General features: G+C 40.6%; 10 protein-coding genes and 2 tRNA genes. 5 read left to right on the forward strand and 7 right to left on the reverse strand.

Annotation, left to right across the window (positions count from 1 at the left end):
• Nucleotides 1-41: 41 nt before the first annotated feature.
• Nucleotides 42-2,870 (reverse strand): PAS domain S-box protein, encoded by a 2,829-nt coding sequence (locus tag IJ00_RS27120; RefSeq protein WP_052754450.1) that lies wholly within the window; start codon nucleotides 2,868-2,870, stop codon nucleotides 42-44.
• A gap of 184 nt (nucleotides 2,871-3,054) precedes the next feature.
• On the opposite strand from IJ00_RS27120, the gene IJ00_RS12090 reads away from it, so the two are divergent.
• A complete protein-coding gene (locus IJ00_RS12090; RefSeq protein WP_035152048.1) occupies nucleotides 3,055-4,380 on the forward strand; it encodes an IS4 family transposase in 1,326 nt (441 codons plus the stop codon).
• A 202-nt stretch (nucleotides 4,381-4,582) separates the two neighbouring features.
• Here IJ00_RS12090 and IJ00_RS12095 read toward each other — a convergent pair.
• The 4 genes from IJ00_RS12095 to IJ00_RS12110 all read right to left on the reverse strand — a co-directional run bounded on the left by IJ00_RS12095 (nucleotide 4,583) and on the right by IJ00_RS12110 (nucleotide 6,752).
• Nucleotides 4,583-4,667, reverse strand: a tRNA-Ser gene (locus IJ00_RS12095).
• A gap of 196 nt (nucleotides 4,668-4,863) precedes the next feature.
• A complete protein-coding gene (locus IJ00_RS12100; RefSeq protein WP_082127317.1) occupies nucleotides 4,864-5,421 on the reverse strand; it encodes a YdcF family protein in 558 nt (185 codons plus the stop codon).
• Nucleotides 5,422-5,577: 156 nt separating this feature from the next.
• Nucleotides 5,578-5,651: transfer RNA gene (locus IJ00_RS12105), tRNA-Arg, on the reverse strand.
• Nucleotides 5,652-5,681: 30 nt separating this feature from the next.
• Nucleotides 5,682-6,752 carry a tocopherol cyclase family protein gene (locus IJ00_RS12110; protein WP_035153386.1) on the reverse strand — a complete coding sequence of 357 codons (1,071 nt, stop codon included), beginning with the start codon at nucleotides 6,750-6,752 and terminating at the stop codon, nucleotides 5,682-5,684.
• A 436-nt stretch (nucleotides 6,753-7,188) separates the two neighbouring features.
• Here IJ00_RS12110 and IJ00_RS12115 point away from each other — a divergent pair, with 436 nt between their 5' ends.
• The gene (locus IJ00_RS12115; RefSeq protein ID WP_035153389.1) at nucleotides 7,189-9,441 is read left to right on the forward strand and encodes a WD40 repeat domain-containing protein; all 2,253 of its coding nucleotides are present in this window, start codon (nucleotides 7,189-7,191) and stop codon (nucleotides 9,439-9,441) included.
• A gap of 93 nt (nucleotides 9,442-9,534) precedes the next feature.
• On the opposite strand, the gene IJ00_RS12120 is transcribed toward IJ00_RS12115, so the two are convergent.
• Nucleotides 9,535-10,929 carry a serine/threonine-protein kinase gene (locus tag IJ00_RS12120; protein WP_035153391.1) on the reverse strand — a complete coding sequence of 465 codons (1,395 nt, stop codon included), beginning with the start codon at nucleotides 10,927-10,929 and terminating at the stop codon, nucleotides 9,535-9,537.
• A gap of 150 nt (nucleotides 10,930-11,079) precedes the next feature.
• On the opposite strand from IJ00_RS12120, the gene cbiT reads away from it, so the two are divergent.
• Nucleotides 11,080-11,682 (forward strand): precorrin-6Y C5,15-methyltransferase subunit CbiT, encoded by a 603-nt coding sequence (gene cbiT / locus IJ00_RS12125; RefSeq protein ID WP_035158944.1) that lies wholly within the window; start codon nucleotides 11,080-11,082, stop codon nucleotides 11,680-11,682.
• Between the two features lie 112 nt (nucleotides 11,683-11,794).
• Nucleotides 11,795-12,682: a phosphatidate cytidylyltransferase gene (locus IJ00_RS12130; protein ID WP_035153393.1), complete on the forward strand. Its 888-nt coding sequence runs from the start codon at nucleotides 11,795-11,797 to the stop codon at nucleotides 12,680-12,682.
• Between the two features lie 180 nt (nucleotides 12,683-12,862).
• On the opposite strand, the gene IJ00_RS12140 is transcribed toward IJ00_RS12130, so the two are convergent.
• Nucleotides 12,863-13,579, reverse strand: a complete 717-nt coding sequence (locus tag IJ00_RS12140; RefSeq protein WP_035158945.1) for a DUF2993 domain-containing protein — start codon at nucleotides 13,577-13,579, stop codon at nucleotides 12,863-12,865.
• 165 nt (nucleotides 13,580-13,744) lie between these two features.
• Here IJ00_RS12140 and IJ00_RS12145 point away from each other — a divergent pair, with 165 nt between their 5' ends.
• Nucleotides 13,745-14,521, forward strand: coding sequence for a pseudouridine synthase (locus IJ00_RS12145; protein WP_035153395.1), 777 nt, complete (start codon nucleotides 13,745-13,747; stop codon nucleotides 14,519-14,521).
• The last annotated feature ends 13 nt before the right edge of the window (nucleotides 14,522-14,534 follow it).

Below are 14,534 nucleotides of genomic sequence, written 5' to 3' on the forward strand. Positions count from 1 at the left end.
GGAGGTTATCATTTCTCAAGCAAGTATTGGAAAATGATAAATTATTGTTGAAAGGATTGGACAGAGAATGGTAAGGTAATTGTGAATTTAGTACCGACACCAATTTCGCTCATCACAGATATTTTGCCCTGCAACAGTTCAACGCATTTGTGAACAATTGCCAGCCCTAAACCACTTCCCTGAATATTACCCACATTCGTAGCGCGAAAGAATGATGCGAAGACATGAGGTATCTCCGCGTGGGGAATACCAATTCCCGCATCTTGAATGGTGAAATTAACTGTGTCCTGAATAATTTCTAAACTAAAATTTACTAAGCCATCTTCCAAAGAATATTTAATGGCGTTGACTAGTAAATTTTGTAGTATTTGACCCAGTAGTTTGTCATCAACTTCACCAATAAGAGACTTGTAAGAACAATTAAACTCAATTCTAGCATTATTACTTACAGAAAGCGCTTGATATTTAACACTTAGTTGTAGTTCTTCAATTAAGTTATAACAATAGCTTACCAAGTCTATTAAAACGGGCTGATTTTCTAATTTTTCTGCTTCAGCTTTGCCTAGAATGAGAATATCGCTTAACATATTAGTCATACGTTGGACTGCATTCTGAATCCGATGAATATGATTAACTTGTCTCTCTTCTGATAATTGATGGCGATAGTGTTCGAGAATTTCTGCGGAAGTGAGAATCGTACTCAAAGGTGTGCGAAATTCGTGGGATGTCATGGAGACAAAGCGAGATTTTAATTCATTTAGTTCTTTTTCTTTTTGGAGCGCTTCTTGAAGTTCACTTTCTAGTTCTTTGCGTTTTGTAACATCCCGACAAATACCTCGATATCCGCGAAAATTACCTTCGGTATCAAAAAAGGGTACACCATTTGCTTCACAGAAAATAATATGTCCATTTTTATGGACTTTTCTTTTAATCCAATCCTTGATGGGTTGATGGTTTTGGATATATTGTTGTACCTCTGCGATGATTTTTTGTTTATTTGAGCCAATGATGATGTCTATTACACTTGTACCAACCATCTCTTCAGGAGTGTAACCTAACATCTCTAGACTTTGGGGACTTACATAAGTGTAGTTGCCATATTCATCGATTTCCCAAACTAAATCACTGGTACTTTCAACTAAGTTGCGAAAGCGCTCTTCACTTTTACGTAAAGCTTGTTCAGACAATTTATGCTTATGTAAATCGGTGTTGGTACCAAACCAATTGATAATTTTCCCGTTTTGATCTCTTAGGGGTAAAGCACGACTAAGGAACCAGCGATCGCCAGATGAATTCTTCGGACTCCAGCGATACTCAATTTCAAACAAATTACCTGTTTCTAGGGAAGTTTTCCAACATTGCAAAACTGCTGGATAATCATCGGGATGAATAAATTTTTTCCAACCTTCTTTGAGAACTTCCTCTTGACTACAGTTGAGATAATCCACAAGACGCTGATTTACGTATTCTACTATTCCTTGGCTATTGGTAATCCAAACCTGCTGGGGTATAGACTCCGCCAAAAAGCGAAAACGTTCTTCACTACTTTCTAAAGCTTTTTGTGCTGTGATGCGTTCTGTGATATCTTCACTAGTACCCAGGATACCAATGACATTGCCCGTGTTGTCATGGAGAGGAATTTTATTTGTTTCTAGCCAAATATGTTCACCATCGGCTTGTTGTAGCTGTTCAAGAATATGATATTCCGGTTGGTTTGTGTTAATTACTCTCCGATCTGATTCTTGATAGCGATGGCATTGGTTTCCGAACCACGGTAAATCGTTATCTGTTTTACCAATAATATCCGTTGTTGAATTTAAACCAAGAATTTTTGCCGAGTTGAGATTACAACCGAGGTAAACAGAGTTTGTATCTTTCCAAAATACAGATTGAGGGATATTGTCTATAACTATTTGTAAGATTTTTTTTGATTGTCGTAATTGGGCTTCAGCATAACGGCGATCGCTAATTTCCCGTAATAGTTGCTGATTCGTTGTTTCTAACGCTTCGGTGCGCTCTGCTACTCGTAATTCTAAATCTTTATTTGCCTGTTGCAGTGCTTTCTGAGCATCGATCAGAGCAAGTTCCGTCTTGACGCGAGAGCTAATATCCATACCTATAGCTAATACCGCATTGCCCTGCTGATATTTTTGCATCACCACTAGGACATAGTAACTTCCTCTGTCTGGTAAGTGGATATTCAGAGTTTGGGATTTTTGAGTGTCATTACTAGCAATAAAGTCCTGGAATAAGTCTTTAAGCTGATGATATCCCGGCATGAATCCGATTTCTTTGCCAATAAAATCCCCCGGTGAAAGTTGAAAATTTTTTGCTAAGTGTTGATTTACACCCAGATAATACCCTTCTGCACTTATCCAAGAAACACAACCAGGAATCGCATCAATCACAGCTTTTAATTGCTCATTCGCTAAGGCAAGTTCTGCTTCTACCTTTTGCCTTGCCATAATATCTCTAGATATGGCATCATTGACATCCGCAACCATTGATTCCAGGAGAGCGCACCGTTGTTGAGCGAAAGCTGATGCTAATAGCTGCTGAAGGTTGCCCATGTCCCTATTCATTACTTGAGAAATCTTGACAGATGGGAAGCTAATACCAGACTTCAATAATTTGATAATCTCGTGTTCTGTCAAATAGCCCAATAATTGTCTCTCATCGACATCAGTCGGTAATATTGGAAGACCATTTTCCGTAACATTTTCTATAACTAATACACAGCATGATGATTTCTGCTGGCTGATAAAATCCACAACATCGGATAAAGATGTATTCGGTGTGACGCTTAAATAGGAGAAGTCAGTAGTTAAATTCTGAGAAAATATGGGAAAAGACTGGGTGAGATGAATCATATTTTTATATAGTACAAGCGATAGCAACAGGAAAATTACCAAGGGCGATCGCTGACTCTATTATCACCCGTGCAAGGCAACACGATTCGTGACAAGTTAAGGTTTTTGAGGTTTTGTCAAGAGCAGTATAGAGGGACTCAAAAAGCTGAGAAACTAGTAATAGTGCATCTTTTGGTTCAAAATCATGCCAACCAAAAAACCGAGAAACCCTGACCATGTTCGTCGTCGAAACACCCCACTTGCGGATAATGAAGCAATAAGCGAACACTTAAAAAATTTGCTGAGTCCAGCAATATACGCTCAAAGTGCCTATTATCGAAGCCTTGGATTACGCGACCGTATACTTAATCTGTCATTAATGGTTGCAGCGATGTTAACTGTGATTTGGCGGCAAGTAGCATCAGTACATGAACTAACTCGAATGTTGGAGCAGGAGGAATTGTTATGGGGTAAAGCTGTTAAAGTATCACAGCAGGGGTTGTCACAGAGGTTTCTCAGTTTTCCAGCAGAACTATTTGAACGAGTGTTTCACGATTTGTTACCATTGTTGAAATCGCGTTGGCTTCTTCGCGAAAAACGAACCCTACCAGCAGCAGTCAAATATGCCAAGAAGCATTTTGTGAATATATGGATTGCGGACGGGTCAACACTCGAAGCTTTATTTCGTAAATTAGATAGTTTAAAAGATGTTCCACAAGGTAAGTTAGCCGGCAAAATATGTACAGTGATTGATTTGTTAACACGATTACCCGTACAAGTTTGGTTTCATACTAATCCCTTAGCACATGATACTAATTTTCTCGATGATTTAATTAATATTGCTAGTGCTAAAACCTTGCTAGTTCTCGACCGTGGCTTTTATGATTTTGGTTTTTTCTTGCGCTTGATTGCCAAACAGGTTGATTTTATTACTCGCATCAAATCAAATGCAGTATTTGATGTTGAGCGAATTTTCAGCTACGACTACACACTTCGAGACCGGATAATTTCCTTCAACACAGAGGATAAACACCAAAAAATATTACGTTTACGTCTCATTGAAGTCAAGCAAGGCAAGACTTGGTATGCCTATGTTACTTCAGTTTTAGATCCTCAAATTCTTCCACCTTATGTCGTTGCCGATCTTTATGCGAAACGATGGAGAATCGAAGAGGCATTTAATACTGCCAAACGCTTGCTGGGGTTAAGTTATCTCTGGACAGGTTCTGTCAATGGTGTCAAGCTTCAAGTTTGGGCAACTTGGTTATTTTATGCAGTTTTAATCGACCTTGCAGATGCTGTTGCTGATGAAATAGCCCTCCCGTTTGAACGCATTTCTTTAGAGATGATTTTTCGTGGGCTTTACCATTTTAATCATGCTTATAACAAGGGTCGAGCAACCGATCCAGTTTTATTTTTTGCTGCTCCAGAGAACAAAAACCTTGATGTTGTTAAGACAATACGAAAAGAGCCTCAAACCCTTGACTTATCGCCTTTTCCTTTACCCTTGACAATTCCTGCTTTTCCTTAACTTGTTACTAATCGGCAACACAATAAATAAACTCACATAGTTGTTACATGAAAAACACGCATTAAACACATCCACAAATGGGGATTAATACTTCTAAATTTCAGAAGGTAATCTGCCTAGATGCTATGATGGGACGATAATTTGCAAAAAATATTTGATTTTGTCTGTTATCTAGAAGCAGCCACTAATCACCCAAATAAAACGGAGAGGGGGGGATTCGAACCCCCGTTAGGTTTCCCTAAAACGCATTTCGAGTGCGCCGCATTCAACCGCTCTGCCACCTCTCCAGATTCTCTTAATTTTATTAAATCTCTCAAATTAAGCATAACATTATAACACGATAATTGTGATACACCTAATAAAAAAGTTCTGAGATTGGTGATTGATGTCAATCGACAAGTTCATCTCAGAAAAGTGTAAGGTATTCATTCCGTAGCGTAGCCTGATTGCCATCATCAAGAAACTGAATTCTCCATGGCAAGTCTATCTCTCCTCTCTTACCGCATACCCACTCACGACCCAAATAATTGAACGCACACCATCACGGATAGACTTTTCAATCGGTTCTGGAGTACTTCTAGAAGGGACAGACACAGGACGAAAATCAATTCCTCGACTTCCTAAAACAATTTCACCAATTACCCTGGCACGGCGCATATGGTAATCAGAAGTAATCAAATATACACTTTTAACACCATTTTTTTCTAGCTCATCTACCAGAGTCGTGAAATTTTCCACCGTATTATTAGCGCGGTAATCCAAATGCAAGCGCTTGGAATCAACACCCGCTTTGATAAATACCTTTCTGGTAATTCGAGGTGGACTACCACCAGTAATCCAAATCGGTAAATGGGGGTACTTTTTGGCAAAATCTGCCGTAAATTTTTCTCGCTCCAACTGGGTTGTAGAGCCGCCCAAGACTAAAATTGCCTGAGGTTGAGTTAGTTGGCTTTTAACTTCTTGATAACCCCAGAAAAGTGACAAGGGCAACGCTAGGGGTAATAAACGAGCGGAAATTCCTTTAAATAGTCGCTTTCTCAAGGCTCTATCACTTTGACTGTCAAGACAATTGTTGGGAAGAAAATCAAGAATCTAGATAATTTCTCGGACTAACAAAAATTACTTAATCAGAAATAATAACCTCTAACTCTGTAGATGCACAGTCCTTAGACGCTAAATTTCATGATTTCTTGACAACGGGACTGGCCAGATTCGAACCGGCGACCTAGCGCTTAGGAGGCGCTCGCTCTATCCAGCTGAGCTACAGCCCCACAAGGGTATCACCCACCATGATATCATTTTTAGCCAGATTGCCAGGTATTTTTCCAGTAGTTCCCGCCTATTTCTAATCCACACAAAGAACTATGAGCGGTCAGGACAATTTGGCTTTTGCCTGCACTGAATTCTCGCAGTTGCAAAGATAACAGACCTTTGGTCGTGTCGCGGCAGGAGAAAACTAAGCCCTTCTCCGTAGGAACTCGCACCCAGGTTCCGGGTAAATCCGTAGTGCCCATTAAGTCTACAGTGTAATGTTCATTTGTCGCCTGCATTTGCCACTTGCCCCAAGGAGTGACTTCCCATTTCACCCGTGAATTCCAAGGAACAAACTCATAAAATTTTCCTTGATGGTGAATCCCTACCATTCCCGGAGATTCCATCCACCAGAGAACTTTTCTTTTACCTGCAACGGCTGTGATGGCTAAATCCGGTTCATTCTCAAAAGAATTACAATTGATCCAAAACCATTTTTCGGGAAAAGCGCCACCCCAGTTTTTCTCTGCGTAGGCAGGTGCATACTCAAACTCGTAAAGCTTGCCATTCCAATCTATCCAACCGGAGGCAACACCATGAGCCATGAGAATTTGCCAACCTGGCTCAAAAATTTGCAGACTAGATAGCCAACCTGCTGTCGATTGCTGCCAACTGCCTTTATTTCCCCAACCGTAAATCGGTTGAATATCATAGCACCAACGACAGTATTGCCCCGTACCGGGATTGTGGATTACCCCTTGATTGAGATTTGCTGTTGCTTGGTAGCCAGATTTCACAACTGATTCAAATGTAGATGGTTCTAGATAGGTAGCTGGAGTCTGCAACTGCGTTTTACCCCAGTGTCCCAAAGCTAATTCATCCTTTTTTGCCCAGAACTGTTGCACATTGGGGAAAGAGCGACAGAGGTATTCCTCATTGGCTCCGAGAATCTGTACCGCTCCTCCACTGTAGGGTTTTTGCCCCCAGGGATCATCTATGGAGTACATGAAGGCAAAGGTTTCTCTGTCTGCGGGTAAGGTGACACGGTAGTACCAACCTTCAAAAAATCGGCGTTGACTACCATCCCAGTGGTAGCCACTATGGGGGGTTTGGGTGAGCATGGAAGGGTTAAGGGTGAAAGGAGAGGGGGAAAAATATTTCTGGTTTGTCTGTTCCTGATTCCCTATTACCTATTACCACAAACCATTTGGCATTTTTGCATTGACATCTATAAGTTATATGGAGTCTACTCTATCCTGAGAGTATAGTGATTCTCGCTAAATCAAACAAAGTTTTGGAAAATAGAAGTTGCGGGGTGAAGTTGCCGAGTGAATCTGCTCGCAGTGATGGACTTGATATGTTTTGACTTCTACCTTCTTGGGTGCATTGCCAGTTGCCATTCTGCTTGCTAACACAGTACCTTGATTTATCTGTTGTGGGTAATGGGGAATTATCAGCACAGATTGGAAAACTTTTGAAAGATAGGGATATTAACTTATCCGCAAACGGTGTGATTTAGCTGTTTCTTTAATAGCGGCAAGCATAAGCAGTCAACCTATGACGAAACTCCACTGGCTAGAAATTAGTGAATATATTTCCCTGTACGCTTCTGCATTGGGTACTTTAGCGGCTGCAATGACTCAACAGGTGGCTTATGCTGCTGCACCTTTGACATTGGCATTAGGTTTAAACGTTGTCAACCGGGAACGCTTCAAGCAGTTGAATCAACGACAAGAAGGAAGCGCGATCGCCGAAGATGGTTCTCACTTGAGTACTGCCCAACTAGAGCAATTCGATCAGTATATCGATCCCTTCCGCCAACGATTGGCAAATTTTGATGCCTATACACAAAAGCTGAGTGAAAGTACCCAGCAGCAAATTGCAGAAATTAAGCGCAACCAACAAATTGTCGGTACTGAAAAAACCCAGGTACAAATTGATTCCGCACAAGAACAATTAAATCTCAATGCCCAAAAACAAATTGAACCATTACAGCAACGTTTGGCACAGTTAGAAGCGTTGATTCAACAGTTGAATAGTGCCACACCCCAACAAATGGAACCCCTACGGCAACGTTTAACCCAGTTGGAAACATCAACTCGACTTTTAGAATCTCTGCAACAACGTTTATCACAATTGGAAGCAGGGATTAATAATCGTTCCACCCCAGAAGAACCTGAGAAAACCCAACCCCTGTGGCAAAAATTAAACCAGTTGGAAGCATTTACAGAGCAGGTGGAACCGCTAAAAAAGAGATTGGTGGAGCTGGAAGCGTCGGCTCAAAATCTGACGACTAGCGCACCACAACCAATAGAACCCCTGTGGCAACGATTAACCCAATTAGAGGACATCATCCAACAATTGAGCAGTCAGACACAGCAGGTTGAGCCATTAAAACAGCGTTTGTTACAATTGGAAACTTCTTTGCAAGAGTCTAATTTTAATACCCAGCAGTTGGATCAGTTCCGTCAATATTTGGGGCAGTTGAACACCGCAATCCAAAATAATCAACAACAAATTTCTCCCTTAAAACAGCGTTTGGTGGAGTTAGATCAATTAACAGAAAAATTCAACACCACGACTCAGCAACAGCTAGAACCCTTGAGGCAACGTGTATCGGAGTTAGATGAGTACCTGCGGCAATTAAATACTAGTACTCAGCAACAAATAGAAGAGTTTAAGTATGCGATCGCCCTCCTACAAACAGAGTTACAAAAACTCAAGCCAGAAGCAAAGCCAGAATCACTAGTCAACCCGATTCCAAATCTTCCACCACCCCCCTTCAAGTCGCCCCAAAAAACGATATTACAGCCATTACCAGAAATTCCCCCTAACCCAACTCAACCGCCCCAAACGCCCAAAATTCCTACCCATACTGCCACCACACCCCTGAACAAGCCGGAATTTACTACTGTTCGCACCCTTACCGGACACACAGATCCAGTTTTGTCCCTAGCATTTAGCCCCGATGGGCAAACTCTAGCCACGGGAAGTGAAGATAAAACTATTAGAATTTGGAATTTAAACAATCAGCAATCTCGTACTTTTAACCTATCAGGAAGTGTGAATTCCGTAGCTTTTAGTCCCGATAGTAAAATTTTAGTCAGTGGCAACCACGATAGAATTATTCAACTACTAAATGTCAGTACAGGTGAAGAAATCAAAGCTTTCACTGCCCATCCTGATAAAATATATGCCGTAGCCTTTAGTCCTGATGGTAAATGTTTTGCTAGTGGTAGTCAAGATAAAAGTGTCAAGCTTTGGTCTGTTGATAGTCAAAGGGAAATTCTAACTTTACAAGGACATCTAGATGAAATTCTCTGCATTGCCTTTAGTCCTGATAATCAAGTTTTAGCTAGTGGTGCAGGTAACAAAGATAGAAGTATTAAAATTTGGCATTTAAATCAAAGTAAATTTCTCACCCTCAAAGGGCATCATGATAATTATGCAGCCATAAATTCTGTCACCTTCAGCCCTAACAGTAAGATTCTAGCTAGTGGTAGTCAAGATAAAACTATTAAACTTTGGCATACAGAAAATGGTCGGGAAATTCGTACGCTTACAGGACATACTGATGATGTGAATGCGGTTGCCTTTAGCCCTGATGGTCAAATTATTGCTAGTGGTGGTCGAGATAAAACCATTAAATTCTGGCAAGTGGATACAGGAGAGGAAATTCGCAGTATTACAGTCAGTGATAGTACAATATATTGTCTAGCTTTCAGCCCTGATGGCAAAATATTAGCTAGTGGAAATGGAGATAAAACTGTCACCCTAATTAGCTTACCCTCACCTATTATCAAGGGTTGAGGAAGTGGGGAAACAGAGCGTAATTCTGGTTAGAATCTCAAAAATAAAATAATCTACTTTTTAACAAGTTTCACATATATTACTTGCCTTATTTTATATCCCTAACCAGTCACGTAGTTCTTTGCTTAACCATGTAATTTCTGGCTCTGATTGTACAAAACCATCTCTACCTCCTAACTCATACTTGCGGACTCCTGCCCAAATAGTCAATCGGGGTGGTACTTCTACTTTGTCTCCTTCTGAGTCGATGGTATAACTACGGGGTTCTGTAATGACTTGACTGATATCTTGAGTATCACTAATAGGTACAGGATGGTATTTCCAGCCAAATAATTCATGGGTATAGATAATTTTTTGGCGGTTAAGGTGGAGACGCTTTTTTCCCCATAGAGCAAAGAAGAATACATAGATGAGGTACAAACCCACACCCCAAAAGGGTATAAGTATCAGCATAGCAAGATAATTGATGAGAAAGGGTACTTTAAATAAGTCCCAAGTCACGTAAACAAGAAATGAATTCCAGGCGATCGCAAAGAAACCGATAAAAATGATTGCCGGATGCCATCCTAAAGCTGGTACACATATTTCTAAGTAATCATCTTGTTTTTGCAGTTCTACCAGACTATTGCGAGGTTTACCAATAGTTTCAGGGGTAGGGACAATTGTATGTAAATTATTTAACCCCACTATTGCCTGACTCCCTTCAGCAAAGCGCTTTTCTAAACTGGGTTCCGTCATTTTTTGCAACCACATCTGCAAAGCGGGGGTAATATTTACAACCTGTGAAAATTGAATTTTTAAATCCTTTTGCGGTAAATCTGCGGGTTGAACCCCCGTCACCAAATAAATTAGAGTTGCTCCTAAACTATAAAGGTCAGATGCTGGTACTGTGCGTCCACCGAATTGTTCTGGTGGCATATAACCATAGGTTCCGACTACCGTCATTGTTGCTCCTTCCTGAGCTGCGACGGTTTGCACAGAGCCAAAATCCACCAAATACACTTTACCAACCCGATTCCCGGAGCGATCGCCCAACAAAATATTACTCGGTTTTATATCCCGATGAATCACCGGAGGGCTTTGTCCATGCAAATAGACAAGAATTTCTAAAATTTGCTGGGCAATATCTTTAACATCAGATTCAGTAAAACTACGTCCTTGTTGGAGATGTTCTGCGAGAGTGATGGCAGGAATATAAGTCTGTACTAGGGCAAATCCTTTGTATTGGCTGGAGTTCACCTCAAAATAGTCAAGATAACGGGGAATCGCTGGATGGGATAAGGACTTTAAAGTTTCCGCTTCCCGTTCAAATAATTTCAAATCATCCCATACAAAGTCATCATGAAAAGATAGCAGCTTGATAATTACCAATTCCTGTTTAACTACATCACGCACTAAAAAGGTTCTTCTACCAGCTTTTTTCCCTAATAATTTTTGGATTTCGTAGCGATCGCTCTCTGGACAATCACCAAATATGTGACTCGTCATAGGATGAAGTCTCTAGGCTACGTGACAAATGATGTTATTAATGCTCTCAATATAACTAGTTAATACTAGGAATGGGTGAGAGAAGACAGAAGTACAGACAATCAACAAAACACCCCTTACCTTTCCCCTTTCCCCCTTCCCCTAACAATCATGCCTAACCCCCTTTGGCCCTATACTAGTCCTGGAATTCCTGATGAGCTATTCGAGCATTTGCCAGGAATACCCATGAGTCAGCGAGAAATTCGCCTGTTATTGATTTCCCAATTGCGACTACAATCGGATACCGTGCTTTGGGATATTGGTGCGGGAACAGGAACTATTCCTGTAGAAGCAGGTTTATTATGTCCCCAGGGAAAAATTATTGCCATAGAACGCGATGAGGAAGTAGCGAGTCTAATTCGTCGTAACTGCGATCGCTTTGCAGTCAAAAATGTTGAGGTAATTGAAGGAATTGCCCCTGATTGTCTTCATGAACTCCCAGAGCAACCCCAACGTGTCTGTATTGAGGGTGGACGTGCTATTCACGAAATCATAAAAACTGTATGGCAATATTTACCATTAACCGGTCGAGTAGTCGCTACAGCTGGTAATCTAGAAAGTCTGTATACTATTTCCCAAAGCTTTGCCCAGCTGCAAGCCAGAAATATCGAAGTTGTCCAGTCTGCGATTAATCGTCTCGAAACACGCGGTTTTTCTCAAACTTTTGCGGCAGTAGACCCTATATTTATTCTCAGTGGAGAAAAATTAGACTAAACCGATTATGCAATGCAGGATTAAATCTGAAATTTCTCTGGGAAAGTTAACTTGAGGTGGGAAACCACAGAACTTCCCACAAAATCATTAATCCACAATTTGAAAGAATGCTATGCCTTGGTCTCGAATTTTCAGTGGAATTGTGGCGATCGCGATTGCTCTCACAGCTACCCTTTTAGGTGGGTGGTATTTTACCCTAGTGTTCGCAGTAATTATTTTTCTGGGACAACAAGAATTTTTTAATCTTGTGAAGGCGAAAGGCATAGCACCTGCGGCAAAGACTACTTTGGTAGTAAGTCAGATTTTATTAGCTATTTGCACCCTTGATGGTAACTTAGCCGATGCAGTCATGCCAGTTGCGGGTACTTTCATTTGTTTTTACTTACTATTTCAGCCGAAAATGGCAACCATCGCGGATATCTCCGCCTCGATTCTCGGTCTTTTTTATACAGCTTATCTCCCTAGTTACTGGGTACGTTTGCGGGCGATCGCCAGCCATAACTTCAATTACATACCTCTCGGAGGATATATCCCTCCCAATTGGACAGACATCTTCACCAGAGAGCATATTCAATCTTTACCAGCAGGTTTAACAGCCACGGTTTTAACATTTTTTTGTATTTGGGCTGCTGATATTGGAGCTTACACCTTTGGTAAGTTCTTTGGTAAAACTCCTCTTTCAGAAATTAGCCCGAAAAAAACAGTGGAAGGAGCAGTATTTGGTTTACTTGGTAGCGTCTCTGTAGCCCTTGTCGGTGCATACTATTTAAGTTGGTCGCAATCTGCTTTTACTGGTATAGCCCTAGGTTTGTTGATTGGTATTGCCAGTCTCCTGGGTGATCTCACAGAATCAATGCTCAAACGCGACGCAGGTGTCAAAGACTCCGGAGATTTAATCCCTGGACATGGTGGGATTCTTGACCGTACTGATAGCTATATTTTTACCGCTCCCTTAGTTTATTACTTTGTGACTTTAATACTGCCACTCCTGGGAAATTGAAACAGGCTAAAAGGTCAGATTTTTCAAATTTTACCCACCCCTCAAGGTCTTTAGCCACTGTACAAATTGCCCATTTTGTGTGTATTCATCCATTGACAGTTGCAACCTCAAAAATCACGAATAAAATTAAATATTATAAAAATAAAATTAAATATTGTTTTGATTTACAATTTCTCATGACTAAGGGTTAACATTAATTCTTCCACGACAAACTAATTTCCCTGGGATCAGCTTTAGCTCTTGAATATCCACATCTGTACCTAAATAAAAAGTCATTCCTTGTTCGTTTTTAAACATCTGACCATTATTGTATTGCACCTCTATTTGTGATATGTGCAGTTCTTGACCGCTTATCATCTCCACATTTAGGCGGATTTCGGAAAATGTAGATTCTTGACCTTCTGTACCAGAAACACAAAAGAGTATAAGCTGACTATTGTCAAGGACTATTTTTTGACATTTAGTTGGCTTGGATTTTAGGCTATCTTCTGGTAAAAGTTTATCCAGGACATCATTTAATGCTGTCGATAGCAAATCCGAGGAAATAGAAGTATTCAGGTCTACTTCTTCCATACTTAATTCTCCAACTACTGGTACTATTTCTAACAGTTTTATTGCCTTGCCTTTAAGTATCGAGCCAATATTGATGCGGATATTTTCGGCTACAAGTTGTACCTTTGTCAGGTGTAAACCTTGATAAACCGCATAGTTGGCGCCAATAGATACCAAAGGAACATTGCCCGTAAGTAGTTGACGATCGCTAGTTTGGATATGAATATCCAGCTGAGAGATTTCACTAACCTGGGATTTCAGCCACAATTTCAGTGCTTTTGTGAGTATATTTGTTACTACACGAATATTCTTACCACTTGACGTTTGTGAATTATTTTCTACCATAAACTTGAGCACCATCAAAATTTTTACTTTTCGACCAAAAATTGCTGAAATGACTTTCAACTGTAGCGTCTGTATCTATTCAAGATGACACGAAAGGATTATATTTATTCACAAGTTCACTGCATCATGTATTGTATTGTTATCTAGAGAACACGTAGTTTCCACATGGAGGAAAGGTTACAAAAAGTTTTATCTCAATGGGGCATCGCCTCCCGCCGAGAAGCTGAAGAAATGATTCGGCGATCGCGGGTGCGAATTAATGGAGTATTGGCACAAATAGGACAGAAAGTAAACCCTCAAAAAGATAGAATTACGGTTGATGGTCAGCTGATTTCAGCACAGCCACGTCCGGCATTAGTATACCTGTTACTGAATAAACCAGCAGGGGTAGTTTCCACCTGTGAAGATCCCCAGGGTAGGCAGACTGTTTTAGATTTATTACCCCCAGAATTACGCACTGGTCAAGGAATTCACCCAGTTGGTCGTTTGGATACAAACTCCACAGGTGCAATTCTCCTCACCAATGATGGCGACCTGACCTTTAATCTTACCCACCCGCGTCACAATATCCCTAAAACCTATCAAGTTTGGGTTAAAGGACATCCTCCTGAATCCGTACTCCAAACATGGCGTGCAGGAGTATTACTAGAGGGTAGAAAAACAAGACCAGCCAAAATACAAATCATTCATCAGCTGGCAGAACAAACTTGCCTAGAAATTATCTTACAGGAGGGTAGAAACAGACAAATTCGCAAAGTAGCTCAACAACTAGGCTATCCAGTAGCTAAATTACATCGAACCAAAATCGGGTCAATTTCATTACAAACATCCCCAAAAGCATATTTACCTCCAGGGAAATATCGCTATTTAGATGAGCATGAAATTATCTGTTTACAACAATCAATAAAGCAAATTCCTATTAACGATTCAGCTGGGTTTTAAGGAGTGTAATAGA

Origin of the sequence: Calothrix sp. 336/3, from assembly GCF_000734895.2 — a bacterium.
Lineage (GTDB): Bacteria > Cyanobacteriota > Cyanobacteriia > Cyanobacteriales > Nostocaceae > 336-3.

Bases quoted from the DNA above. Each gene is read 5' to 3' on its own strand.
- IJ00_RS12110 (WP_035153386.1), bottom strand. From the start codon at position 6,752: ATGCTCACCCAAACCCCCCATAGTGGCTACCACTGGGATGGTAGTCAA.
- IJ00_RS12145 (WP_035153395.1), top strand. From the start codon at position 13,745: ATGGAGGAAAGGTTACAAAAAGTTTTATCTCAATGGGGCATCGCCTCC.
- IJ00_RS12090 (WP_035152048.1), top strand. From the start codon at position 3,055: ATGCCAACCAAAAAACCGAGAAACCCTGACCATGTTCGTCGTCGAAAC.
- IJ00_RS12130 (WP_035153393.1), top strand. From the start codon at position 11,795: ATGCCTTGGTCTCGAATTTTCAGTGGAATTGTGGCGATCGCGATTGCT.
- cbiT (WP_035158944.1), top strand. From the start codon at position 11,080: ATGCCTAACCCCCTTTGGCCCTATACTAGTCCTGGAATTCCTGATGAG.
- IJ00_RS12120 (WP_035153391.1), bottom strand. From the start codon at position 10,929: ATGACGAGTCACATATTTGGTGATTGTCCAGAGAGCGATCGCTACGAA.
- IJ00_RS12115 (WP_035153389.1), top strand. From the start codon at position 7,189: ATGACGAAACTCCACTGGCTAGAAATTAGTGAATATATTTCCCTGTAC.
- IJ00_RS27120 (WP_052754450.1), bottom strand. From the start codon at position 2,870: ATGATTCATCTCACCCAGTCTTTTCCCATATTTTCTCAGAATTTAACT.
- IJ00_RS12140 (WP_035158945.1), bottom strand. From the start codon at position 13,579: ATGGTAGAAAATAATTCACAAACGTCAAGTGGTAAGAATATTCGTGTA.